The sequence below is a fragment of the Occallatibacter sp. FHG110214_02 genome, from assembly GCF_059115385.1.
In genome coordinates this window covers 1-23,302 of sequence record NZ_JBZYWK010000035.1, presented here as the reverse complement: position 1 = coordinate 23,302, position 23,302 = coordinate 1, and the positions used below count along the sequence as shown (strand labels likewise).

Below are 23,302 nucleotides of genomic sequence, written 5' to 3'. Positions count from 1 at the left end.
CGCGCTTGGTGTTGATGGGCTGTGTGCTCAGGTCGATGGTTTCGCCGGGCTCGTGTGCGCCGTCGCCGGTTGCACCGATGCCTGCGAGGCCGGGGAGGATATCGGCTACGAAGGCGATGTCGCCGGCTCCGCGCTTCATGGGGTCGAGCTCAGGCATGGCGGTGAAGCCGAGGCTGGCGTTGGCTCCGTTGAGGATTTTGAGCAGGGCGCGGCTTTCTGCGGTGGGCTGCATGGCGGGGTAGCCTTCGCCGAAGCTGATGGTGGCGGTGGTTTTGGGGAGATGCTGCGCTACGATCTCCTGCATCTTCTTTTCGATGCGCTGGGTTTGTTCGTTGGAGAGGGTGCGGATGTCTCCGCTGGCGTAGGCCGCGGGTGGGATGACGTTGTCTTTGCCGGTGATGGTGGCGTTGTTGCCGGCGTCATCGACGTTGACGCTGGTGCCTCCGGCGACCATGCCTACGTTGAAGGTGAGGTATTGTTCGGGGAGCTGGGTGCGGAAGGCTTCGAGGATGCGGGTGAGCTCGTAGATGGCGCCGGAGCCTTTGCCTTCCGAGAAGATGGCAGAGGAGTGGCCGGATTCGCCGGTGGTTTTAATGTGCCATGTGTAAGAGCTGCGGCGGCTGACGCTGCCGTAGAAGATGCCGTTGGCGCGCGGGGTGCCTTCAAATTCGAGGGCGAGGTCAGAGTGGTGCGCGGCGGCGATTATGTCGCGGCGGGAGATGCTGGCGGGCTCGCCGTGGGCTTCTTCATCGCCGCTGAGGACGATGGTGATTTCGGTTTGCTTGAGGACGTTGGCGGCGTTGAGAGCTTTGAGGGCGAAGAGCATATCGACGAGTCCGCCCTTCATGTCGTTGACGCCGGGGCCAGTGCCGATGTTGCCTTGCACGGTGAACTTCTGGAATGGGCTGGTCTTCTCGAAGACGGTGTCCATGTGGCCAATGAAGAGCATGCGCTTGCCGCAGGAGCCGGGAGTGGGGCAGGGGTGCTCGGCGATGAGATGACCGGCGCGGTGGACTTCCTCCATGGGGACCCAGCGGACGCTGAAGCCGAGGGAGGCGAGCTGCTCCATGAAGATTTTGCCGACGGCGCGGACGCCTTCCAGGTTATGCGTGCCGCTGTTGATGTTGATGATTTGCTCGAGGAACTGGTTGGAGGTCTGCTCGTTGGCGTCGATGTAGGCGACGATGGCTTTTTCCTGCGGTGAGAGCGGCTGTGCGGATTGCGCAGAGGCGGAGAGAGCGAGAGCGAGCGGAAAGAGGCAAAGGCGTTTCATGGTGAGCACGAGGATACCAGCAGGCTGCAAAAAATCGTGTGAGTTTTTTAATCGTCTTGCCTGGGAACTTGGCTACGGTCGAGTCCTGTAGCATCGTGGATATGATCGGTGGCGTGTCTTGGGTGTGGTGGATCGGCTTTCATGTGGCAGTGGTGATTCTGCTGGCGGCGGATGCGCTGCTGACGAGCCGAAGTGACGACGCGCAGATTAATCAGAAGCTGGCGTGGGGCTGGACGGTGCTGCTGGCTGTGCTGGCGGCTTGCTTTGCGGGTTGGATTGCGGTGGAGCAGGACCACATGTCCGCGCTGCAGTTTGTTGCGGGCTATGCGATTGAGACTTCGCTGAGCATCGACAATCTTTTTGTTTTTCTTGTGCTGTTTGAGGGCTTTCGCATTGACCAGCGAAGGCAGCGGCGCGCACTGACGTGGGGCGTGGCGGGTGCGATTGTGCTGCGGGCGATTTTTATTGCGGTGGGTGTTTCGCTGCTGCACCGGTTTGCGTGGGTGACTTATATTTTTGGCGCGATGCTGCTGTATGCGGCGTGGCGGCTGCTGAGCGAGGGGTCGGCGAAGGAAGTGATTCCGGAGTGGATTCGCAAGCTGCAGCCGGCGAAGGATTCGCTGCTGCCGGTGATTGTGGCGGTTGAGGTGACGGATCTGCTGTTTGCGGTGGATTCGATTCCGGCGGTGCTGGCGATTTCGCGGAATCCGTTCATTGTTTATACGTCGAATATTGCGGCGATTCTTGGGCTGCGGTCGCTTTACTTTGTGCTGGCGGGGTTGCTGGATAGGCTGAAATATCTGCACTATGGACTGGGCGCGCTGCTGGCGTTTGTGGCGTTCAAGATGCTGGCGGCGCACTGGATTGAAATTCCGATTACGCTTTCGCTGGCGATCATTGGCGGAATATTGGCGGTGTGTGCGATTGCTTCCGCAATTGCAGGGAAGAGGGAAGAGGGACAAGGGACAAGGGCGTCGTGATGAGGTACGGGCTGTTGTGCCTGTTACGGAATGGTGCGGTTGGTTTGGGATTGCTGTTTCGGCTGACTCATTTGTGGCACTAGGTAGTTGTTTCCTGCGGCGTGTGTTTGCCGCTATGCTTTTAACAGCGTGAATGCTGTGACTTCTTTGTCCCCCATGTTTCTTGTTTCCCGGCGATTGGCGGTGCGGGTTTCTGTTGCGGCTTGTTTGATGCTGCTTGCCTGCTTGCCGGGATGCAACAGGCTGCGCAAGATGACCCACGAGACGGTCTACGTGGTGGCGCAGCAGACGTATCTGCATGACCGCGTGGCCGCGGTGTCCAACACCGTGGGCGAGGTGAAGAACGGGCAGACGCTGGAAGTGCTGGAGCATGGGCGGCGCTTTCTGAAGGTGAAGACGGCTGCGAATCAGATTGGCTGGATTGAGCAGCACGCGATTATTGACCAGAAGACCTTTGACGCGTTTACGCAGCTTGCGGAACAGCACAAGAATGATGCGGTGATTACGACGGGCGTGGTGCGGTATGACGTGTATCTGCATCTTGCGCCGGGACGGAATACGGAACGCTATTATCTGTTGCCTGCGAATGCGAAGCTGCAATTGATAACCAGGGCTTCTGTGCCGAAGGTGGCAGCGGGGGCTCCGCTGAAGAAGCCCTCTGCGCCTGCGGCATCAGCGGCTCCGGCTGCTAAGGCGCCTGCGAGCGCTGCGCCGGTTAAAGGGGCGAAGGTTGCTGCGCCTGCCTCTGCTCCTGTTGCTGCTGCTCCGGCTTTGCCGCCTCCGGTGCTGGAGGACTGGTGGCTGGTTCGCGATGCGCAGGGGCATGTGGGATGGATGCTTTCGGGCAGCATGGATATGGATGCTCCGGAGGCGATTGCGCAGTATGCCGAGGGGGCGCGGATTATTGGCGCGTACCAGTTGAATACCGTTCACGATGAAGATGTGGACCAGAACGGAAATCCTGTGGTGAGCGAAAAGCCGCAGTATGTGGCGGTGATGGCTCCGATGAAGTCGGGACTGCCGTATGACTTTGAGCAGGTACGGGTGTTTACGTGGAACCCGAAGCGGCACAGGTATGAGACGGCTTTCCGGCTGCATCCGATTGCGGGATTTTTGCCGGTGAAGGTGACGCAGGCTCCGGCGCAGGGCGTGATTGGGATTACAGGGCCGGTGCCGCAGTTTTCGATTCGGGTTGGTTCGCCGGAGAGCGTGATGATTAATCCGGAGACGGGCGTGGCTAGCGGTGGGAATGCGCGGACGATTAATTTTCAGTTGATTCAGACGACGGTGAAGCGCGTGGGGCCGGATATGGACCCGATTGAGTTGACGAAGACGCCGGATAAGAAGGGCGATAAGGGGAAGAAGAAAAAGTAGGGAGTAGGGAACAGAAAGCAAGAACGCGGCCTTGGGGCCGCGTTCTTTATGTTTAGTTTCGGCGCTTGAGTTCGCGTTCTACTACGCGGCGCATGATGGCTTCGGGCGGGGTTTGGCCGGTCCAGATTTCAAATTGACGGACGCCTTGTTGCACGAACATTTCTATGCCGTTGATTACGGGGATGCCGCGTTTCTTTGCCAGCTTGAGGAGCGGGGTTTCTAGCGGGTTGTAGACCATGTCGAAGACTAAGGCCGCATTGAGCTGGTTTTCTTCGATGGGTAAGGCTTGCTTTGCGCCCTTCATGCCGCAGGGGGTGGAGTTGATGAGCGCGTCGAAGTGGTGCTTGGCTAGCTGGTCCTGCTTGAGGGCTTTGGCTTTGGCGGCCCTGGCTAACGCTACGGCGTTTTCATGCGTGCGATTGATGATGACGACTTCTGCGCCGGCATCGATGAGGCCGAAGGCTGCGGCGCGGGCTGCTCCGCCTGCGCCGAGGAGGGCGATGCGGGCGCCTTTGAGTTTGATGCGCTGCTGGAGCGGCTTTACGATGCCGTGGACGTCGGTGTTGTAGCCGTAGAGCTTGCCTTCCGCCGAGATGCGGAGCGTGTTGACTGCGCCGATGCGTTTGGCAAGCGGGTCGATCTGGCCGAGGTAGGGAAGGACTTCCTGCTTGAGCGGCATGGTGACGGCTGCGCCCGCGATGGGAAGGTCAATCATGAGCTCGAGCAGGTCGGTGATGGACTTGGCTTTGAGTGGCAGCAGGACGGCGTTGAGCTTTTCACGCGCAAAGGCGGTGTTGTGCATGAGCGGCGAGAGCGAGTGGTGGATGGGGTTTCCGGCGACGCCGTAGATGAGGGTGTCGGGGTTGAGCCTGTGTGCGCGGTAGAGGGTGCGGAGGGTGTGGCCAGAGACTTGGCCCGGCGCGGTTTCGGTGCCGTCTTCGAGGGAGGCGAAGGAGAAGGCTGAACCTTCGCTGGGGCCGAGGACGCGGGTGACGATGCCTTCTTCTCCCATGGCGATGCCGATGATGCGCGTGGTGCGGCTGAGGTCTTCGATGAGGCGCAGGACGGCGAGATTGTCGGAGAGAGTTTGCGCGGTGGAGACGATTTTTACGTAGTCGGGCGCGAAGGCGGCGATGCGGGCGGCGGCGCGGTCGAGGTGACGGGTTTTGGAGAAATCGTGGTAGCTGATGATGAGGGCTGCGCTGAGGTTCTTGCGGAATTTTTCCAGCTGCTTTGTGTCGGCTTCTTCGGCGGATTCGATTTCGAGGTCGATGATCTGGCAACCGGCGCGGGCGGCTTTTTGCAGGATGCTTAGCTCTTCTGTGAGTGTGCCGGAGAAGTTGCCGCCGTTGGGCTTGCGGCGGCAGGTGCCTATGGCGGTTACCTGCGGGTTTTCGGCGAGGAACGACTTGATGCGTGGGAGGGCGTTGGTGGGGTTGGGCAGCGAGTCGAGGCGGAATTCGAGGAAGTTGGAGTCTTTGCGTGCGAACGTGGCGCGCTGGAGCATTTCGGCGGGAGTGGCGGCCTGGATGGCTACGCAGATTTTGCCGTGGCGGAGGGGCTTGGAGGCGGCGCGCTGGGGGGCGTTTTTCATAGGGTGACTGACGTATCGTAGATGGGCCGCTTGGGTGGAATCAAGGCTGGTGAGGGGATTGCTATCCCACCCCTGTGACAGAAAGAAGTCACAGGGGTGGGGCACGGAGTTTTTTGTGTGGCGTTACTCGTCGCGGAGGGTGGTGGCGGGGTCGATGCGGGCGATGCGGAAGGCGGGGAGGAATGCGGCTGCGGCGGTGATGAGGAGGAGCGTGAGGACTACGGCGGCGAGGGTTGTGCCGTCGTAGACGCCTACTCCATAGAGAACGCTGTGCATGACGCGGAGTGCGATGGCGCAGAGGGCGAGGCCGAGGATGAGTCCGGCGGCGGCGGCTACGATGCCGGTGCGGCTGACGTGCAGCATGGCTTGCCGGATGGTGGAGCCGAGGGCGATGCGGATGCCGATTTCACGGGTGCGCTGGGCGACTATGTTGGCGACGAGGGCGAAGATGCCGACGGCGCTGAGCAGGAGTGCGAGCCCGGCCATGGCGGAGAGAAGAGCTACTTCGATGCGCTGGTCAGAGAGGGATTTGGCGAGCAGGTCATTCATGCTGTAGAAGCCGGAGAAGGGCAGGCCGGGGTCGGCGCTGGCGAGGGCTTGCTGCATTTGTTGTGTGAGGCTGCCAATTTGGTTTCCGCCTGCGGTGCGGATAATCCAGCTTGGCTGGAACCATGTGTGGACGAGGGAGAGACCGGAAGGCTCCGTCATCTGTGCGGCGGGGACGTAGACGGTTTCTTCGCTCTGGATGGGGGCTGTGGGGTCGAGGCCGGAGACCAATTGTACGTCGCTTACTACGCCAACAATGATGGTGTTGTTTTTGCCGCTGCTCAGGGTGCGGCCAATCGGGTTCTGGCCGCGGTAGAACTTCTGCACGAAGGCGTGGTTCACAATGACGACGTGTTGCGTGTCAGGCCCGTCGGAGTTGGTGAAGGCACGCCCGGCGAGCACGGGCATCTGCAGGGCGGCGAAGTATTCCGGAGTGACGTAATCGAAGTCGGCTTCGGTTTCCTGCTGTGCGTAGGGGCCGTCGTGGAGGGTGATGGAGCTGTTGAGGAAGCGCTCGTAGGGCACGGTGAGGCCGACGGCGGCGTTTTCTACGCCGGGAATCTGCTTCATTGCGGCGAGGCTTTCGTTGAGCAGCTTTCGGAAGGCGGCGGGGTCGTGGTAGCGGGCGTCGTCGAGAGAGGCTTTGCCAGCCATTACACCGCTGGCGCTGAAGCCGGGCGGGAGTGTTTGCAAGTGAATGAGGGTGCGGATGAGCAGGCCGGAGCCGGCGAGCAGGAGAACGGTGAGAGCGACTTCTCCGGCAATGAGGATTTGGCGGAGACGCAGGCGCTCACTGCCCACGACGCCGCGGCTGGCGATGGAAGAACGCAGGTCGAGCTTGCGGACGGCGAGTGCGGGGAGCATGCCGAAGAAGATGCTGGTGAGAACGGAGAGTGCCAGCGTGAAGCTGAGGACGCGAAGATCGAGCGGGACGCTGGCTACGGGGAGATAGTTTTCCGGCAGCAGCGCGAGCAGGCCGCGGAGGGCGGCAAAGCCTGTGCCGATTCCGGCGAGGCCGCCGATGATGGCGAGCAGAAGATTTTCGGCCCATAACTGGCGCTGGATTTGCCAGCGGGATGCTCCGAGGGCGAGGCGGGTGGCCATCTCCGAGGAGCGCTGCGTGATGCGGACGAGCGTGAGACCGGCGAGATTGGCGCAGGCGATGAGCAGGATGAGACCGGCGGCGAGCATGAGGCCGATGGCCTTGGGACGCAGCTCGTTGGCCTGACCTTTTTGCAGCGAAACGGAGTGGAACGAGACGCGTGCGCCGGGGGCGTATTGCTGGGCTAACCGCGTGGCCCAGGCGCTCCATGCATGGTTGATTTCGGCGTCGGCCTGCTGCCATGTGGCTCCGTCGCGGAGGCGGGTGGTGACTTCAAAGTTGGAGCCTGCGCCTTCGCCCTGGCGGCTGGGCTGCAGATTGGTGTAGAGGTCGGCGTTGAGAGGCGTGATGGCTCCGGCGGGCAGGACGCCGACGACGGTGTAGGAGTCGCCTTTGAGGTGAATGGCTTGGCCGATGATGCTGCGGTCGTTGCGGAAGATGCTGTGCCAGAGGTTGTAGCTGAGGATGACGGCTTTGGGCCCGTTGGGCTGGTCCTCTTCCGCGGAGAAGTTGCGGCCGAGGGCGGGGCGCAGGCCGAGTACGTCGAGGTAATGCAGGGAGATGCGCCCGGCGTGGACGTAATTAACGGACTGGCCGGAGACGAGGTTGACTCCGTCGGCGCGGCCGCTGGAGACGGCGGAGATGAGCGAGGGAACGCTGTCGCGGAGCTGCTCCCATACTTCACCGTTGATGCTGTGGCGGTCGTCGTAGGGGGCGCTGTTCTGAACGAGGCGGAAGATGGTTCCCATACGCTCGGGCTGCGGGTAGGGCAGGCTGCGGAGCATGAGCGCGTTGACGAGGGAGAAGATGGCGGTGTTGGCTCCGATGGAGAGCGCGAGGGTGAGGAGGACGGTGAGGGTGAAGCCGGGATTGCGGCGCAACTGCCTTAGGGTGAACTTGAGGTTTTGGGCGAGTGCGCTCATGCGTGGCTCCTTGGGCGGTGGGAATGACGGCGAAGTTTGATTAATAGAAGCAATTGGATTGCCAATTCTGGATGGGCTAACTGTATTGCTTTACGGCGCGGAAGGGAAGATGGTTCCCGGAGCGGTGTGCGTTTGTGGACGGTATGTGCGGTGGCGAACGGGATGATAGGTGGCCTGATGTGGCAAGCTGGTTGTTTGGAGGTGTGTTTGATGGCTGACGGTACGGTTGCGGCGCTTACGGTGACGGATGCGATTCATGCGTGGGATGGGGGCGGGGCGGACTCCGCGGAGAAGCTTGGCGCGTGGGTGGCTGCGAGGCTGGCGGCGCATGAAGAGGCGCTGAAGGCTCTGCTGGCTGTGGAAGGTGCGCGGACGCTGGAGAATACGCTGCGGCTGTATGACGTGGTGGTGGAGCAGTTGAATCTTGCCGGGTCGCAGGCGGGGGTGTTGAACTCCGTGGCTGCGGATAAGGGCGTGCGTGATGCGGCGCAGTTGGCGGCGCAGCAGGTTTCGATGGCAGGAGCGGCGCTGAGCTTGAATCGCGGCGTGTATGACGCGCTGGCGGCGATGGATTTGAGCGGTGCGAGTGCTGCGACGAAACATTATGTGGAGCGGACGCTGCTTGGGTATCGGCTGGCGGGCGTGGATAAGGATGAGGCGACTCGGAAGCGCTTGCAGGAGCTGCATGAGCAGGCTACGAAGTTGTCGCTGGAGTTCAGCCGGAATATCCAGGAGGGCGGGAAGACGATTACGGCTTCTGCGGAGGAGCTGGATGGGCTGCCTGCGGATTATTTAGAGCGGCATAAAGCGGATGCTTCCGGTGTGGTGACGATTTCGACGGACCAGCCGGATATGCAGCCGGTGATGACCTTTGCGGCGAGCGCGGAGCTGCGGCAGAGGATGTTTATCGCGTACAACACGCGGGCGTATCCGGCGAACAAGACGGTTTTGGAGCAGCTTTTGGCTACGCGGCAGGAGATTGCTTCGGTGCTTGGCTTCAGGAGTTGGGCGGACTTGGCAACTGCGGACCAGATGATGGGTTCGGCGGCGAATGTGCGGGAGTTTTTGCGCAAGCTGGACGAGGCCAGCCGCGAGGGTGCGAAGAAAGAGCACGAGATGGTGCTGGAGTTTGTTCGCGAACGGCAGCCGGGCATTGATGAGATTGATATGACGAGCCGCGGGTACTGGTATGAGCAGTTCCGGCGGGCGAAGTTTGATTTTGATTCGCAGAGCGTGCGGCCTTACTTCCCTTATGCGCAGGTGGAGGCGGGTGTGCTGGCTACTGCGGCGCGGTTGTTCAAGGTGGAGTTTAAGCCGAGCGACGCGAAGGCGTGGCATGAGGCTGTGAAGGTGTTTGATGTGTTTGAGGGCGGGGCGCGGATTGGGCGGTTCTATCTCGACATGCACCCGCGCGAGGGGAAAGATAAGTGGTTTTCGGCTGCGCCTGTTGTTACTGGCGTGAAGGGGCGGTATCTGCCGGAGGCTTCGCTGATTTGTAACTTCCCCGGTGGGGAACCCGGGGATCCGGGGCTGATGCAGTACAGCGATGTGGTGACTTACTTCCATGAGTTTGGGCACTTGATGCACGCGATTCTTGGTGGGCATACGGAGTGGGCTGGGCTTTCGGGGTTTGCTACGGAGGGGGACTTTATTGAGGTTCCGTCGCAGATGCTGGAGGAGTTTTTCCGCGACGTGAAGCTGTTGCAGAGTTTTGCGAAGCACTACCAGACGGGCGAGGTGCTACCTGCGGAGACGATTCAGAAGATGAAGGCCGCGAGCGCGTTTGGGCGTGCGGATGGGATGCGGCAGCAGATTTATTACACGGCGATTTCGTTGAATGTGCATGATGAAGACCCGTCGAAGATTGATTTGGACAAGACGATTCATGAGCTTTATACGAGCTTGTTGCCATGGAAATGGCAGGACGGGAACCGCATGTATGCGAGCTTTGGGCATTTGACGGGATACTCGTCGAATTACTACACCTATGCGTTTGACAAGGTGATTGCGCTGGATTTCTTTGGGCAGTTTGATGCGGCGAACCTGCTCGATGGGGATGCGGGCGTGCGGTATCGTAAGGCCGTGCTGGAGCAGGGCGGGTCGAAGCCGGGGCGCGAGATGGTTCGCGATTTCCTGGGACGCGATGAGGAGTTTGAGGCGTTTACGCGATGGCTGGGCGAGGAGTTTCAAAGCGAGGCAGCAACCGTGGCGGGATGACGGTTGCGGATTTTCGACGGATTGCGCTGAGTCTGGACGGCGCGGAGGAAGGCTCGCATATGGGTGCGGCGGACTTTCGCGTGGGCGGACGGATTTTTGCGACGCTGGCTTCGCAAGAGCTTGGTTACGGCAACCTGATGCTTACGCCGGAGGTGCAGGCGGAGTTTCTTGGTGAGCAGCCGGAGGTTTTTCTGCCTGTGCGTGGTGGATGGGGGCGCATGGGGGCTACGCATGTGGTGCTTGGCGTGGCGAATGAGGATTTGCTGGCGGGAGCGTTGAAGGCGGCGTGGCGGCTGCGGGTGGAGAAAAATGCGAAAGGCAGAGACAGAGGGAAAAGGGACAAGGGGTTATAGGTAAAAAGCAAAGGCCGCAAATTAAGGGCTTTATAGATATACCGCTGCCTTAGCGGTAAAACAGGCGCACGGAGAAAGCATCTCTCAGGGCTGAAGCCCCTTTTCTATTGCAGCGGTTTCATGTACGGGCTGAAGCCCGTACCGTTCCATACAATTCGTCAGACGCTGTCTAGCCCCTGGTGGCGGGCTGCTGGGGCTGGAAGGAGCTGAAGAAGCGGGTTACGTCTTTTTCGCTGCGGGCTCCGGCGGTGGGGAAGAGGGCCATGAGGGTGTAGAGGCGGTCAACGCTGCTGGGGCCGTTGGCGGGGACGTAGATGAGGCGGACGTTGAGGATGCCTCCGGCGGAGTTTTGGGCGAAGACTTCGCGACCGGGGAAGCCGTTGACGTTGATGCGAGTTTCGCTGACGAGGGTAGCCTGGGTGCCGGCGAGCATGCCGTCTCGGGCCTGGTCGAGTGTGCGATCGGGGTCGTGGCTGTTGACGCGGGCGACGGGTGGGTTGTCCTGCCAGGTGACGGCGTAGACGGTGTCGCCGTCGGGGCTGGAACGGAGCATTTTGACGGGCTCGGTGCTGCCGGATTCGTTGTTGGCGGGGGCTTCTACGTTTTCGGAACCAGCGGGGAGATCGACTTTGAAGCCGTCGGCGGACTGATTGACGGTGTGCCACTGGATGCGGGCGGGTTTGAGGCTGCCTACGGAGGACGGGTCGGTGATGGAGCCGGTGCTGTCTGTACCTGAGTTTTCGCCGAAGAAATGTGCGAGGCCTAAGGTTTCGCGCTGCTGATAAATCCATAAACCAACTCCGCAGAGGGCGATGACCAGGATTGCGATGTAGGGCCAGTGCTTCATGAGTGGTTAGATGAGGAAAACCGGGAGAACTGCTGTGTGGAAAGTGCAGAATTGTAAGGTTTTTGTATGTGGATAAAAGTTGAGCAACCATTTATGCCGGGGCTGCGTCTTATCGGATAACAAGCAGAGGCTGCCTCGAAGTTATCGTCCCTCCAAGGTAGGAACTTTCCTCTTTGAAGGTCCCTCACAGGACCCCCTTCTCATATCCCCCCTTTCTGGAATCCCTCCAATTAACGCCTCTCGAGCGGGCCCGTCGGAAGACGGGCCCACATGCTTGCCTGCCGATAGAATGACTTCGATGAGTTCTGATTTTTCTCGTGCAATGGATGGGAAGCTGGCGGTGACGGTTCGCGCTGGGAACGGCGTGGAGCTGGTGCAGGCTGCGGGGTGGGAGAAGCTGGGCTGGCTCTGGCATGGGTTCAGCACGCGGGTTGGCGGGGTTAGTACGGTTTATGGCGCTGGCGAGCTGAATCTGGGGTTTACCGCCGATGATGCGCGGGAGAATGTAGTGCGCAATCGCGAACTGCTGGCGGAGGCGGTGACTGGTTCCGCGGAGACGCCGATTGCTACGGTGCGGCAGGTTCACTCGGATGTGGTGGCGCTGGCTACGGCTGTTGCGCCGGGTCCGGTTTGCGAGGGGGATGGGCTGATTACCGACCGGGCGGGGCTGCTGATTGGTGTGCTGACGGCGGATTGCACTCCGGTGCTGGTGGCGGATACGCGGCTGCGGGTGGTTGGCGCTTTCCATGCTGGGTGGCGTGGGACTGCGAAGCGGATTGCGGAGATTGGCGTGGGCCGGATGGTGGCGGAGTTCGGGTCGCGGCCGGAGGACTTGATTGCGGCGGTTGGTCCGGCGATTGGGGTTTGCTGCTACGAGGTGGGGGAGGATGTGCGGCGGGAGTTTACCGCGCAGTTTGCTTATGCGGGGGAGCTGTTTCGCAGCGTGGGGGAGAGCTTGCACCTGGATACGGCGGAGGCGAACCGGCGGCAGTTGCTGGATGCTGGGGTGAAGGCTGCGAATATCCAGGTGGTGGGTGGGTGTACGAAATGCCAGCCGGGGCTGTTCTTTTCGCATCGTGGGGAGAAGGGGCGGGCGGGGCGGATGTTGAGTGTGGTGGGGATTCGATAGGAGGATCGTTGGCTAACGGATGAGGTGGAGGGAATGCCGACCGTTGATTACTGCATCGGTAATAAGCTTTCGGTCGAAAGTCGCTAGCATTCCACCGTGCACTGCAGCTAAGGCCAGCAGGTAGCTGTCTGTAACTTGAGCGGAATCGAGAAGCCGCGAGGTATGAATATACCGACTGTCTAAAAGCGAGAGATTATCCGGCCAAAATTCATGGCCTGGAAGCGCGAGGAATCTTTCCAGAAGCTCAGCAACTGCAGCGGGTGTTCCGGGCGAACTGGGATAACGAGCATTTCCTACAATCCTTAGCACGCCGTTTTGTGTCAGAGGGCAGGTTGCCCATGCTTTGTTGCCCGTTTGTGCGAACCATGTGTGCGCGTTGTCGTGTTGCACATGTGTGGGATCAATCAAGGCAATCAGCACATTTACATCCAATAGAAATGCCGTCACAGCAACTCCTCACGGAGCTGGTGTACCAGTTCTGAAGTAACACGGGGAGCATTTGGTTTGACGGGTAGCAGGGGAACACCATTCCTTGTTTTGTGGCCGGGCTCGGCGGGGCGCAAGGCGTGGCGCGCAAGCGCGGAGATAACCTCACCGACGCTTTTATGCTCGCTAATTGCCAATTCCTTGGCCGCGGCGAGAATATCATCATCAATCGTCAGCGTGGTTCTCATATCTATCTCTCCCTAGCACCTATACTACATCAATCATCACGCATCAGATGATAAGCGTGGATTTCAATGTGACCGGCGTCACACACTGGCGGTATTTGCGGATGAGAGATTGACGTTGGCAGGGGAAATACGACAGAATTAGTCTGCTTTAATAAACGACTTATTTAGTCGGATTCCGACTGTTTTTGTCGTGTTAGCCCGGCTGGGCGTTTGGGAGGATTTGCTTTGTCTGATGGCGTGGTGTGCCGGTGGCGTGCGGGGATTGGCTGGGGGGCGCGCAGCTTTGTTTTTCTTGCCTTGGTTCTAGCTTGCGGACGGCGGGTTGAGGCGCAGTTGGAGCAGCCTTACTTTGTGACCTACTCCTCCACCCTGGAGGAGCCGGGGAATCTTGAGATTGAAAACCAGAACATTGTGGCGCGGCCTAAGGGGACGAACCTGTTTTATGCGCCGACGGTGGAGTTTGAGTACGGCGTGAAGGCGTGGTGGACCTCAGAGTTTTATCTGCAGGGGCAATCTACGACGAACGACTCGACGGTGATGACGGGGTTTCGGTTTGAGAACCGCTTCCGGCCGCTGCCGCGTGAGTACTGGATTAACCCGGTGCTCTATGTCGAGTACGAGAACGTAAACCACACGGACAAGAGCTTTCTGGAAGTGACGGGGAATACCAGCATTGCCGACCTTGCGGTTCCGAACGCTGCGCTGCGCGTGGATACGGAGCGGTCGATGGAGGGCAAGCTGATTCTGTCGAGCAATGTGAAGGGCTGGAACATCTCGGAGAACATGATTGCGGAGAAGGCAGTGAACTCTAACGAGAGCTGGGAGTTTGGCTATGCGGCGGGTGTGAGCAGGCCTTTCCGGTTGAAGGCGAGTGCGCGGCAGTGCACGTTCTGCTTGCAGAACCTTGCGGGCGGCGCGGAGATTTTTGGCGGGCTGGGCACGCGGTACAACTTTGGCTTTGACCAGACGCAGCAGTACCTGGCTCCGACGCTGGCGCTGAATACGCCGCGGGGATTGACTTACAAGTTTTCGCCGGAGTTTGGGCTGAATGACAACTCGGCGGGCGTGTTGTGGCGGTTTGGCGTGAGCTATGAGATTCCGCAGTTTCTGGATGTCTTCCGGAGGCGTAAATGAGACAGATCAAGGGAGTAGTGGCGCTTCTGGCGGTTGGCTCGGCGATTTGTTTTGCGGCTCCGGGCGGGTGGCTGAAGAGTGTACCCACCGCGGATAAGGCGCGAGTGAATCCGTATGCGGGGCAGGCTGAGGCGGTTGAGGCGGGGAAGAATCTGTTTACGAATAACTGCTCGAAGTGCCACGGCGCGAATGCCGAGGGCAAGGGCAAGAAGCCTGCGCTGGTGAGCGATGTTTTGCGCGGCGCTACGGATGGCGAGATGCAGTGGCTCATTAAGAATGGCGAGCCGTTTAAGGGAATGCCGGGATGGGGTTCGATGCCGGAGCAGGAGCGGTGGCAGATTGTGGCGTGGCTGCGGAGTGTGAACGAAGAGAGCGCGGGAGGGGCAAAGTGAGCGCCGGGGTGAATGTAGGACGTGCGTTTTGGGGGAGTGCGTGTGCGGTGGCCGCTGCGGGGCTGCTGGCTACGGCATTCGTTGTAGGGTGCGCTTCGGGGAAGGCTCCGGCGGCGCTGACGGAGAGTGATGCTACGCCTCCTTCGGACCCAATTGGCGAGGCGCTGTTTCTGGATACGCGCTTTTCGGAGTATTTTGCCGCGCACATGACAGGTGTGAATGATCCGCTGCCTTCGGGCGACCCGGTGGTGGCGACGGTGCAGAACGTGAATGGCGGACCGATGCCGGGGCCGTTTGCGGGGCAGGCGATGAATTGCCGGAGCTGCCATTTTGTTACCGAGTTTCAGGGCGTGAAGAACGCGGGGAATCGCACGTATTCGGACTTTACGACGCGCAGCCCGATTCCGCGCACGATGGGGACGTTTGACCATACGCCGCGCAATGCGATGCAGATGGTGGGCTCGTTTGCGAGCAGGCCGACGCCCTTGTACCTGCACTTTGATGGCGAGTTTGCCTCAGGCAATGATCTGGTGATTGGCACGCTGACGGGGCGGAATTTTGGATGGACTCCCGCGCAGTACAACCAGGCGATTGCGCACATTGCGAAGGTGGTTCGCGAGGATGACGGCTCGGGGCAACTGGCTGCGGATAGGCTGGACGGGCTTAGCTATGCGGTGATTTTTGCGGGAACGGATTCGCGGATTACGAGTGATATCCGACTGCCTGCTTCGCAGCGCATTGATGTGTCGAAGGCGACGGACTTGCAGATTGTGCAGGAGATTGCGCTGTGCATTAACCAGTACATGGAAGACCTGCTGTATCAGCAGGACGAGTATGGGCGGTACATTGGTTCGCCATATGACAACTTTCTGCGCGTGAATCATCTGCCGCAGGCTCCGCTGGCGGGTGAGACGGTTGCGGCTTACAACACGCGGCTTTACAAGGCTGTACTGGCGCTTTCCAGCCCGACGTACATTACGCCGAAGGATGGGTCGTTCAAGTACCACTCGCAGGCGTACCAGTTTGGAGCTACGGAGTTGCAGGGGCTGAAGATTTTTCTGGCTGCGGCGTCGCCGGGTGCTTTGAATGCGCATGCGGGCAACTGCGCGGCTTGTCACCAGGCTCCGAACTTCTCGGATTTCGTCTTCCACAATAATGGTGTTTCGCAGGAAGAGTACGACACGGCGAATGGTCAGGGCGCATTCATGCAGTTGTATGTGCCGGGGCAGGCGGAGCGCATGGCGAAGTTCAATACGTATCTGCCGGCTTCGCCGAGCCATCCGGATGCGCTGGAACAGTTTCGGCACATTGCCGTGGCGGGACAGCCGCAGTATGCGGATTTGGGAATGTGGAACATCTATCAGAATTCCGATGTGCCGAATCCGCAGGCGAACTTGAAGAGTTATGTTTGTGCAACGGGGAAGGACTGCTCGGTGGATGCGGGGCTGGCTTCGACGATTGCTCAGTTCAAGACGCCAGTGCTGCGGGATTTGATTGACTCCGCGCCGTACTTCCACAATGGCTCGGCGCTGACGTTTAATGATGTGATTAACCACTACATCTCGATGTCTACGATGGCGCGTGCGGGCAAGATGAGGAATGCTCCAGCGGAGTTTGCGAATATGTCGCTGAGTGAGGACGATGTGGCGGCGTTGGTGGCGTTCTTACAATCTCTGGCGGAAGACTACGATGACACCTAGCACTGCGCGTGCGGCGAACTGCGCCTACGGCGCCATCCTCGCAAGGGAAGCGGCTGTGGGCCTTCCGTTGGTCGGCACGATGTTTTGAGAAGAACGCAATAACAACAGGGCGGAATTCCTTACTGGAATTCCGCCCTGTTGTTATTGGAATCAATTGTTGAGCGCGGGTTACTCGTCTTCGGGCTCGTCGTCTCCTGAGGATGCTGCTTCGCCGGGATTGACGAGGTCGCGGAGCTCCTTTGACGGTTTGAAGTAGGGGACGCGCTTGGCTGGGACTTCTACGCGCTCGCCTGTCTTGGGGTTACGGCCAATGCGGGGGTTGCGCTGACGGATACGGAAGGAACCGAATCCGCGAATTTCAATTTTGTCGCCGCTTTGGAGCGCGCCGATGACTGAATCAAAGATTGTTTCTACGATGACTTCGCCGTCGCGACGGGTCAGGTCGCCCAGGTTGGTCACCTTTTCTACCAGGTCTGCCTTCGTCATGCTTCCTTCGCCTCCGCTGCTAGCATACCCAAAATTGGATGCAAAAGGGTGGAAAAAGGTGTGCAGAGTTGTGGAATTGTCCTTTTTGCATCAGTCATTTGGCGCATATTGGGATGACGGGCGTGGTGAGTATAGGATGGTGGGTGGATTGGCGGAGGGTGTTGTGCACCATTTGGAATTGACGCGGGCAGCGGCGGGCGTGGTGTTTGTGCTGATTGCCATGCTGCTGGTCTGGAGGCGGGGGAGACGGCGGGATTAAAGGATGTTGATGGATTGGAGTGTGGCCGTTACTGCTGGGGCAGTAGCGGCTTTTGTGTTTTTGGGGTGCTTGCGGCATCGGTGCCCCATCCTTCTGCAAAAGACGCAGAAGGATGGGGCACAGGGCTTTTGTGCTTAGTTGGCGGGGGTAGGAGCTGAGGGTGGTTCTTCGTGGGCGCTGTAGCGCTGCTCGCCGGCTTCGAGGGCGATGGTCAGGCGGTTTTGCGGGGGCGGCAGCGGGCAGGTTGCGTAGGGGGTATAGGCGCAGGGCGGGTTGTAGAGCTGGTTGAAGTCGAGGATGAGCGTGCCGGGCTTGTCGAGGCCGTGGTCAGGGAACGGCGTGCGGAGGAAGCGGGCAGCTTCATAGGTGGTGGTCTTGCTGGTTTCGTCGCGCAGGATGAAGAAGAGCGTGGTGTCGTGCGGGTCTTCGAGGACTGGTTCGAGGCGGAAGGTTTTGCCGTCGAGAGTGAACTCGGCTACGCCGGGTGCGGGGAGGTCGAGCACCGTGCCGATGATGGTGGGGATTTTCTCGGTGTGTCCGGCGGGATAGGGCGTCCACTTGGCTTCGACAGCGTAGTGGAGGTCGGGGGCGTACCAGTGGAGGCCGGTGAAGCTGGTGCGGGTGGCGGAGTTGGAGTCCTTGATGCGGAGGGCGTAGCGGCCGCCGCGTTCGAGAACGACCATGGTGATGCCGCGCCATGTGAGCATCGAGGGTTTCTCGGCGTCGGTGGAGAGCTGAGTTTCGCGAGCGGGTTTGTGATCGACTTCAAAGCCGCTGGGGAAGCCGTCGGGCGGTGCCAGGAGCTGGACGGTTTTGCCGGAGACGGTGAGCAGGCCGAAGTGCGAGGGGGCGACGGTTTTGACGCGGAGAGAGTTGTCCGCGGAGGCTCCGAAGCTGTTGCCGCCGTTCTTGAGCCATTCGAGGCCGATGAGCGTGAGCCAGCCGTCTGGCGCGGAGAGTTCTTTGTCGCGCTGGGCGCGCCACTGGGCGATTTTCTGCTTCCATTGGGCGGCCGGGTCGGGTGCGGCGGTTTGCGCTGCGCCGGTGAGGGTGGCGGCTAGGAGGAAGAGAGCGGTCAGGATTCGCTTCTGCATGGCTGGTTACAGGTTACAGGGTACAGGTTTCAGGGTACAGGGGACAGTTGTTTGTGCCCGCGTGGATCACTGTTGTTACACGATGCGGCGGAGGCCGGGGAGGCGGACCAGCGGGTCGCTGAGGAGCCAGCAGGCGGCGATGGTGATGCTTCCGGCGGTGGCGAATTTGAGAAGGGCGGGGGCTTGCCATGTGTGCAGCAGGAGCGTCGTTGTTACAAGGACGAGTGGGTGGATGATGTAGACGGCGTAGGCGCGACGGCTTAGCCATGTCCATGTGCCGGAGGGCTGGTTGAAGTATTTGCGGAAGACGAGAAGCCATGCGGCGATGAGGCCCCATGCGACGAAGGGTTCCCAGAAGGCATAGAAAACGGCGGTCGGGGAAAAGCCGGTGGAGAAGTTGGATTTGCCGGGGCCGTTGAGTTTGGTGGCAATGAGGATGGTTGCGGGCAGGGCGGTCCATGTGAGGGCGAGGCCGATAATCCACCCACGGGAGGCTTTCCAAGTGAGCTGCTGGAGCCAGTTGTAGCGCCATGCGGCGATGCCGAGGGCGAAGAGGAAGATGTAGCTGGAGAAGTAGCCGAGCTGCAGGCCGAAGAAGTTGATGCCTACGGGAAACCATTGGCGGAGGAGGAGCGCGAATGCTCCGACGGCGATGGCGCTGATGAGCCACCAGAGGTTGCCGGGGATTGGTCTGGAGGTGCGCTCTGTTTGTGTGAGTGGAGAGCCTGCGAATTTGCGCCATGCGCAGTAGGCGAGGGAGAAGATTAAGAGCGCTTGCGCGAACCAGAGCGGGCCGTTGATGAACTGCTTGCGGTTCCAGAGATAGGCGAAGACAGTCCAGAAGCTATTGCCTTGCAAGCCTTCGACGATGGCGGCGGTTAACGGGCCGAGCAGCAAGCCGAAGGCCAGCAGCGGAATGCCGAGGCGGAGAAAGCGGTCGATGAGGAATTTGCCGTAGCCTTTGCGTTCGAGCGAGGGCGGGGTGAAGTAGCCGGCGAGCAGGAAGAAGAAGCCCATGAAGTAGGCCTGGTTGGTGGTGCAGAAGAGAAGGAGCAGGCGGCCTGTGGGGGAGCTGGATGGGTCGAGCTCGCGCCAGAACCAACCGCCGATGGCTCCGTAGACGATGGAGGTGTGATGGAGGATGACCAGGGCCGTCATGACGACGCGTAGGCGGTCGATGTAAAGCTCGCGCGGTGGCATGAATCATAGTACGCGGAAATGGGGAGCGTGGTTCGGCTCGAATCCGGAGTTTCACGTTGCTGTTTGCTTATGCATGAAGCGTAAGATGAGCGGGTGAACATCGAAACATGCACTACTGAAGATGTAAAACTGTGGGCGCGCCTTCGTGCTCTGCTTTGGCCAGAACAATCCGCCGAAGAGCATTGCAAGGAACTGATTCAAGGATTGATGTCTGAGAATGACCGGCAGACTGCATTTTTAGCTCGGCTTGATTCCGGCGAGGCTATTGGGTTTGTCGAGGCTGCGCTGCGTGTGGATTACGTCAATGGATGTGAGACCTCCCCAGTTGTTTTTCTGGAAGGCATCTTTGTTTTACCGCTGCATAGACGAAAGGGAGTGGCGCGGCTGCTTTGCGCGGCGGTTGAGGATTGGGGGAGGCGATGCGGGTGTACGGAGCTTGCCTCGGACGCATTGGTTGAGAATACGCAGAGTCATTTGTTTCATGCTGCTCTTGGATTTGCTGAAACGGAGCGTGTGGTGTTCTTCCGTAGAGCTTTGTGAGTGCTCTGGTCCTAGAGCTTGGGCTAGCATATGGTCCAATAACGACTTCGAAGCATCCTTGACAGTAGCGGGCGCAGATTTTTAGACTTAGAGAGGAGAATCCTCGCTTAATTTGCCCCAAAATGCTTGTTATGAGCGGTTTAGGCGGCAAATCAGGAGGGTTCCAAGGAGTGCGGCGCGGTGAGTGAGACGCGTGTCAGTCCGCGGGAGCGGCTGGTGCTTACGGCCATCATCGAACTCTACATTGCCACGGGCGAGCCGGTGGCGTCGCAGGCTGTTGCGCGCGCGTTTGCGGACCGTGAAGGGTTGAGCTCGGCGACGATTCGCAATGTGATGGCTACGCTGGCGGATGCGGGGCTGCTGGAGCAGCCGCATACTTCTGCCGGGCGCGTGCCTACGGCGAAGGCGTTTCGCACTTATGTGGAACAGATCACGCAGACAGGACGAGTGGCTGCCGGTGCGCCGGTGCCGGATTCCCCGGTTGTGCTGAGTGAGCAGCGGCGCGGGCAGATTGAGGATTCGTTCAGCGGGGTTTCCAGCACGAACGAGTACCTGCAGCGGACTTCGCAGGTGCTGGCGCTGCTTTCAAGCGGGCTTGGTGTTGCGCTGGCCAGCATGGCGGGAACGCAGGTGCTGGAGCATATCCATTTTTCGCGGCTGACTGGCGGCGGAGTTGGAAACAGCCGCGTGCTGGCTGTGCTGGTCACGCAGGCCGGGGTGGTGCATGATCGCGTGCTGACGCTGGACCGCGAGATGAGCCACGTTGAGCTGGAGACTGCGGGACGGTATTTGAACGAGAACTTTCGCGGCTGGCCGGTAGAGCGGATTCGCACGGAGATTGCGCGGAGGATTGCGGAAGAGCGGGCGGCGTATGATGCGCTGCTGGCTTCTGTCGAAGAGCTTTGCCGCAAGGGCGCGCTGGTGAGTGAGAGCGGGCCGACGTTGTTTGTGGATGGCATGGCGAACCTGATTGGCGCCGAGGTGGACCGCGAACGGCTGAAGCAGATGCTGGGAGCGCTGGAGGCGAAGCAGCGGCTGGTGGAGCTGCTGACGGCGTATGTGGACGGGCGGCGGCAGGAGGTTCGCGTGGTGGTTGGACTGGATGCGGCTTCCCCGGCTATGCCATCGGCGATGCAGGATCTTGTTTTGATTGGGGCTCCGGCGCGGCTGGGCGGGGAGAGCCTGGGAACGGTGGCGCTGATTGCGCCGACGCGCATCCAATATCAGGAGATGATTCATGCGGTGCGGTATATTGCGCAGTTGTCAGAAAGAATAGGGACAAGAGAATAGGGACAAGCGAAATCGGTTCTGTGCGGTATCCGGAATGACAACCGAAATGCAGGAAGCCTGCGCTGTGGAATCGAGATTTATTCTTGAAACATCCAAGGAAATTCAGCACTAAGTTAGGGAAGTTGTGGAGAGGTATGTCTGAACAGGAAGTGGAATTGAAGGAAACGGAAAACAATCCGGAAGAAGTGACGGTGGATGCCGCGGCGGAGACGCCTGCGGTTGATGAGACTGTCAGCAAGGCTGAGTTTGACCAGCTTAAGGCGGAGCGCGATGCGCTTGTGGACCGCGTGGCGCGGCTGCAGGCTGAGTTTGAGAATGCGCGCAAACGCGGCGAGCGTGAGAAGGCGGAGTTTCGCGACTACGCAACCGGCAACGTGGTGGAGCAGTTTCTGCCGGTGCTGGATAACTTTGAGCTGGCGCTGAAGGCTACGGGCTCGGCGGAGCAGATGAAGTCGGGCGTGGAGCTGATTGTGAAGCAGATGGAAGAGATTCTGCGCGGGCTGCAGGTTACGGCGATTCCGACTGTGGGTGAGGAGTTTGATCCTCGCGTGCATGAGGCTCTGGGTTCCGTGGAGCGCGACGATTTGCCGGACCAGCATGTGGCGGAAGAGATTCGGCGCGGGTACAAGATTCGCGAACGGCTGCTAAGGCCGGCGATGGTGCGCGTGGCTTCGAATCCGAAACAGGTGAATGAGTAGAGTTCCTCGGTATCTCCATTCTTGCGACGGAAAAGTCGCAAGGATGGGGCACGGGCAGTAATGCCGGAACAACATTTGCGGAAGTGAGTTAAGTGGCAACGGTGGCAAAGGCAGATTATTACGAAGTGCTTGGCGTCTCGCGGGACGTGAGCGAGCAGGATTTGAAGAGCGCGTATCGCAAGCAGGCGCTGAAGTATCATCCTGACCGCAATCCCGGAGATGCGGCGGCGGAAGAGAAGTTCAAGGAAGCGAGCGAGGCCTACCAGGTGCTCGGCGACCCAGAGAAGCGCGCGGCGTATGACCGTTATGGCCATGCGGGCGTGGGTGCTGCTGGGGCCGGCGGTCCGTTTGGCGGCGGGTTTGCCGGAAACGTTGATATTGGGGATATTTTTGGCGATCTCTTCGGCGAGATGTTTGGCGGCGGCGGAGGCCGCGGGCAGGGACGCAGCCGTGTGCATCGCGGCGATGATTTGCGCGTGGACCTGACCATCAATTTTGAAGATGCGATTTTTGGCATTGAGACTGAGGTGAAGGTTCGCAGGCTTGAGGTTTGCGGAACCTGCAACGGCAGTGGCAGTGCTTCCGGGCGCGGGCCGGTGATGTGCCAGCAGTGCCAGGGACGCGGACAGATTCGCTATCAGCAAGGATTCTTCAGCGTGGCGCGGACGTGCTCGGCTTGCGGTGGAACGGGGCAGGTTGTGACGGACCCTTGCACCACTTGCCGCGGCGAGACTCGCGTGGCGAAGGAGATCAAGCTGGGCGTGAAGGTTCCTCCGGGCGTGGAAGACGGCACGCGGATTCGCTACTCGGGTGAGGGCGATGCGGGGCGCAGTGCGGGGCCGAAGGGTGATCTGTATGTTGTGCTTTCGGTGCGCGCGCATGAGGTGTTTGAGCGCGAAGGCAACGATTTGCGCTGCGTGGTGCCGATCAGTTTTCCGCAGGCTGTGCTGGGCACGGAGATTGAGATTGAAGGCATTGACGGACCGGTCAGCTTGAAGATTCCCGAAGGCACGCAGAGCGGGAAAGAGCTGCATGTACGCGGGCGTGGCGTGCCGGTGCTCAACACGCGCGGCAAGGGCGACCTTGTGGTGACCGTGGTTGTGCAGGTGCCGAAGAAACTGACGAAGGTGCAGCGCGAGTTGATGCGTCAACTGGAAGATGCGCTGCAGGTGGAGAACAAGCCGGCTTCGCCTTCATTTCTGGATAAGATGAAGGATCTGTTTAGCTAGGCCGTATCGACATATACACTTTGCGTGCGTTGGTCGAGCTGCTGCAGTGTAAGTATGGCGAGCCGGTACGAGTTAAGCGAGGCGCAGTGGGAGCGGATCAAGGATATTCTGCCTGGACGCAAGGAGCATGTGGGCCGCACAGCAGCCGATAACCGTATCTTTGTAAACGGCGTGCTGTGGGTGCTGCGTTCCGGAGCGCGCTGGAGCGACCTTCCCGACCGCTATGGCAAGTACAAGACCGTGCACAAGCGCTTTGTGCGCTGGGCCC

At 60.0% G+C, this 23,302-nt stretch carries 23 protein-coding genes; 13 read left to right on the top strand and 10 right to left on the bottom strand.

Annotation, left to right across the window (positions count from 1 at the left end; all coding sequences use genetic code 11):
- Positions 1-1,273, bottom strand: a 1,273-nt coding sequence (locus AC5S3R_RS19465; RefSeq protein ID WP_494268854.1) for a M20/M25/M40 family metallo-hydrolase, incomplete at its 3' end; no start/stop codon positions are given.
- Between the two features lie 113 nt (positions 1,274-1,386).
- On the opposite strand from AC5S3R_RS19465, the gene AC5S3R_RS19460 reads away from it, so the two are divergent.
- The gene (locus AC5S3R_RS19460; RefSeq protein WP_494268853.1) at positions 1,387-2,253 is read left to right on the top strand and encodes a TerC family protein; all 867 of its coding nucleotides are present in this window, start codon (positions 1,387-1,389) and stop codon (positions 2,251-2,253) included.
- Positions 2,254-2,366: 113 nt separating this feature from the next.
- On the opposite strand, the gene AC5S3R_RS19455 is transcribed toward AC5S3R_RS19460, so the two are convergent.
- Entirely contained in the window at positions 2,367-2,504 is a 138-nt protein-coding gene (locus tag AC5S3R_RS19455) for a hypothetical protein (protein WP_494268852.1), read from the bottom strand.
- A gap of 1 nt (position 2,505) precedes the next feature.
- On the opposite strand from AC5S3R_RS19455, the gene AC5S3R_RS19450 reads away from it, so the two are divergent.
- Positions 2,506-3,627 (top strand): GW dipeptide domain-containing protein, encoded by a 1,122-nt coding sequence (locus tag AC5S3R_RS19450; RefSeq protein ID WP_494268851.1) that lies wholly within the window; start codon positions 2,506-2,508, stop codon positions 3,625-3,627.
- Positions 3,628-3,679: 52 nt separating this feature from the next.
- On the opposite strand, the gene aroE is transcribed toward AC5S3R_RS19450, so the two are convergent.
- Together aroE and AC5S3R_RS19440 are read right to left on the bottom strand one after the other, a co-directional pair.
- Positions 3,680-5,221 carry a shikimate dehydrogenase gene (gene aroE / locus AC5S3R_RS19445; RefSeq protein WP_494268850.1) on the bottom strand — a complete coding sequence of 514 codons (1,542 nt, stop codon included), beginning with the start codon at positions 5,219-5,221 and terminating at the stop codon, positions 3,680-3,682.
- Between the two features lie 123 nt (positions 5,222-5,344).
- On the bottom strand, positions 5,345-7,792 hold the full coding sequence (locus AC5S3R_RS19440) for an ABC transporter permease (RefSeq protein WP_494268849.1): 2,448 nt from the start codon (positions 7,790-7,792) through the stop codon (positions 5,345-5,347).
- A 210-nt stretch (positions 7,793-8,002) separates the two neighbouring features.
- Between AC5S3R_RS19440 and AC5S3R_RS19435 the strand changes: the two genes are divergently transcribed.
- Positions 8,003-10,009 carry a M3 family metallopeptidase gene (locus AC5S3R_RS19435; protein ID WP_494268848.1) on the top strand — a complete coding sequence of 669 codons (2,007 nt, stop codon included), beginning with the start codon at positions 8,003-8,005 and terminating at the stop codon, positions 10,007-10,009.
- The gene (locus AC5S3R_RS19430) at positions 10,006-10,362 is read left to right on the top strand and encodes an MmcQ/YjbR family DNA-binding protein (protein ID WP_494268847.1); all 357 of its coding nucleotides are present in this window, start codon (positions 10,006-10,008) and stop codon (positions 10,360-10,362) included. Before AC5S3R_RS19435 ends, AC5S3R_RS19430 begins: the two co-directional genes overlap by 4 nt.
- 169 nt (positions 10,363-10,531) lie before the next feature.
- Here the strand turns inward: AC5S3R_RS19430 and AC5S3R_RS19425 are convergent, their stop codons facing one another.
- A complete protein-coding gene (locus tag AC5S3R_RS19425) occupies positions 10,532-11,209 on the bottom strand; it encodes a hypothetical protein (protein ID WP_494268846.1) in 678 nt (225 codons plus the stop codon).
- A gap of 298 nt (positions 11,210-11,507) precedes the next feature.
- Between AC5S3R_RS19425 and pgeF the strand changes: the two genes are divergently transcribed.
- Positions 11,508-12,338 carry a peptidoglycan editing factor PgeF gene (gene pgeF / locus AC5S3R_RS19420; RefSeq protein ID WP_494268845.1) on the top strand — a complete coding sequence of 277 codons (831 nt, stop codon included), beginning with the start codon at positions 11,508-11,510 and terminating at the stop codon, positions 12,336-12,338.
- A gap of 12 nt (positions 12,339-12,350) precedes the next feature.
- Here the strand turns inward: pgeF and AC5S3R_RS19415 are convergent, their stop codons facing one another.
- A complete protein-coding gene (locus AC5S3R_RS19415) occupies positions 12,351-12,785 on the bottom strand; it encodes a TA system VapC family ribonuclease toxin (protein WP_494268844.1) in 435 nt (144 codons plus the stop codon).
- A complete protein-coding gene (locus AC5S3R_RS19410) occupies positions 12,782-13,012 on the bottom strand; it encodes a hypothetical protein (protein WP_494268843.1) in 231 nt (76 codons plus the stop codon). The genes AC5S3R_RS19415 and AC5S3R_RS19410 overlap by 4 nt, the downstream gene beginning before the upstream one ends.
- Before the next feature lie 225 nt (positions 13,013-13,237).
- On the opposite strand from AC5S3R_RS19410, the gene AC5S3R_RS19405 reads away from it, so the two are divergent.
- The 3 genes from AC5S3R_RS19405 to AC5S3R_RS19395 are packed head-to-tail and all read left to right on the top strand — an operon-like array spanning position 13,238 to position 16,238.
- Positions 13,238-14,146: a hypothetical protein gene (locus AC5S3R_RS19405; protein WP_494268842.1), complete on the top strand. Its 909-nt coding sequence runs from the start codon at positions 13,238-13,240 to the stop codon at positions 14,144-14,146.
- A complete protein-coding gene (locus tag AC5S3R_RS19400) occupies positions 14,143-14,538 on the top strand; it encodes a c-type cytochrome (RefSeq protein WP_494268841.1) in 396 nt (131 codons plus the stop codon). The genes AC5S3R_RS19405 and AC5S3R_RS19400 overlap by 4 nt, the downstream gene beginning before the upstream one ends.
- A gap of 8 nt (positions 14,539-14,546) precedes the next feature.
- Positions 14,547-16,238, top strand: a complete 1,692-nt coding sequence (locus AC5S3R_RS19395; protein ID WP_494268840.1) for a hypothetical protein — start codon at positions 14,547-14,549, stop codon at positions 16,236-16,238.
- Positions 16,239-16,406: 168 nt separating this feature from the next.
- Here the strand turns inward: AC5S3R_RS19395 and AC5S3R_RS19390 are convergent, their stop codons facing one another.
- The 3 genes from AC5S3R_RS19390 to AC5S3R_RS19380 all read right to left on the bottom strand — a co-directional run bounded on the left by AC5S3R_RS19390 (position 16,407) and on the right by AC5S3R_RS19380 (position 19,277).
- Entirely contained in the window at positions 16,407-16,724 is a 318-nt protein-coding gene (locus tag AC5S3R_RS19390) for an integration host factor subunit beta (protein WP_494268839.1), read from the bottom strand.
- Positions 16,725-17,117: 393 nt separating this feature from the next.
- Positions 17,118-18,077, bottom strand: coding sequence for a DUF1684 domain-containing protein (locus AC5S3R_RS19385; RefSeq protein ID WP_494268838.1), 960 nt, complete (start codon positions 18,075-18,077; stop codon positions 17,118-17,120).
- Positions 18,078-18,152: 75 nt separating this feature from the next.
- Positions 18,153-19,277, bottom strand: coding sequence for an acyltransferase family protein (locus AC5S3R_RS19380; RefSeq protein ID WP_494268837.1), 1,125 nt, complete (start codon positions 19,275-19,277; stop codon positions 18,153-18,155).
- A gap of 99 nt (positions 19,278-19,376) precedes the next feature.
- Between AC5S3R_RS19380 and aac(6') the strand changes: the two genes are divergently transcribed.
- The 5 genes from aac(6') to AC5S3R_RS19355 all read left to right on the top strand — a co-directional run.
- On the top strand, positions 19,377-19,817 hold the full coding sequence (aac(6'), locus tag AC5S3R_RS19375; protein WP_494268855.1) for an aminoglycoside 6'-N-acetyltransferase: 441 nt from the start codon (positions 19,377-19,379) through the stop codon (positions 19,815-19,817).
- A 180-nt stretch (positions 19,818-19,997) separates the two neighbouring features.
- The gene (gene hrcA / locus AC5S3R_RS19370) at positions 19,998-21,107 is read left to right on the top strand and encodes a heat-inducible transcriptional repressor HrcA (RefSeq protein WP_494268836.1); all 1,110 of its coding nucleotides are present in this window, start codon (positions 19,998-20,000) and stop codon (positions 21,105-21,107) included.
- 134 nt (positions 21,108-21,241) lie between these two features.
- Positions 21,242-21,805, top strand: a complete 564-nt coding sequence (gene grpE / locus AC5S3R_RS19365) for a nucleotide exchange factor GrpE (protein WP_494268835.1) — start codon at positions 21,242-21,244, stop codon at positions 21,803-21,805.
- A gap of 92 nt (positions 21,806-21,897) precedes the next feature.
- Entirely contained in the window at positions 21,898-23,034 is a 1,137-nt protein-coding gene (gene dnaJ / locus AC5S3R_RS19360; RefSeq protein ID WP_494268834.1) for a molecular chaperone DnaJ, read from the top strand.
- Positions 23,035-23,088: 54 nt separating this feature from the next.
- Positions 23,089-23,302, top strand: a 214-nt coding sequence (locus AC5S3R_RS19355) for a transposase (RefSeq protein ID WP_494268401.1), incomplete at its 3' end; no start/stop codon positions are given.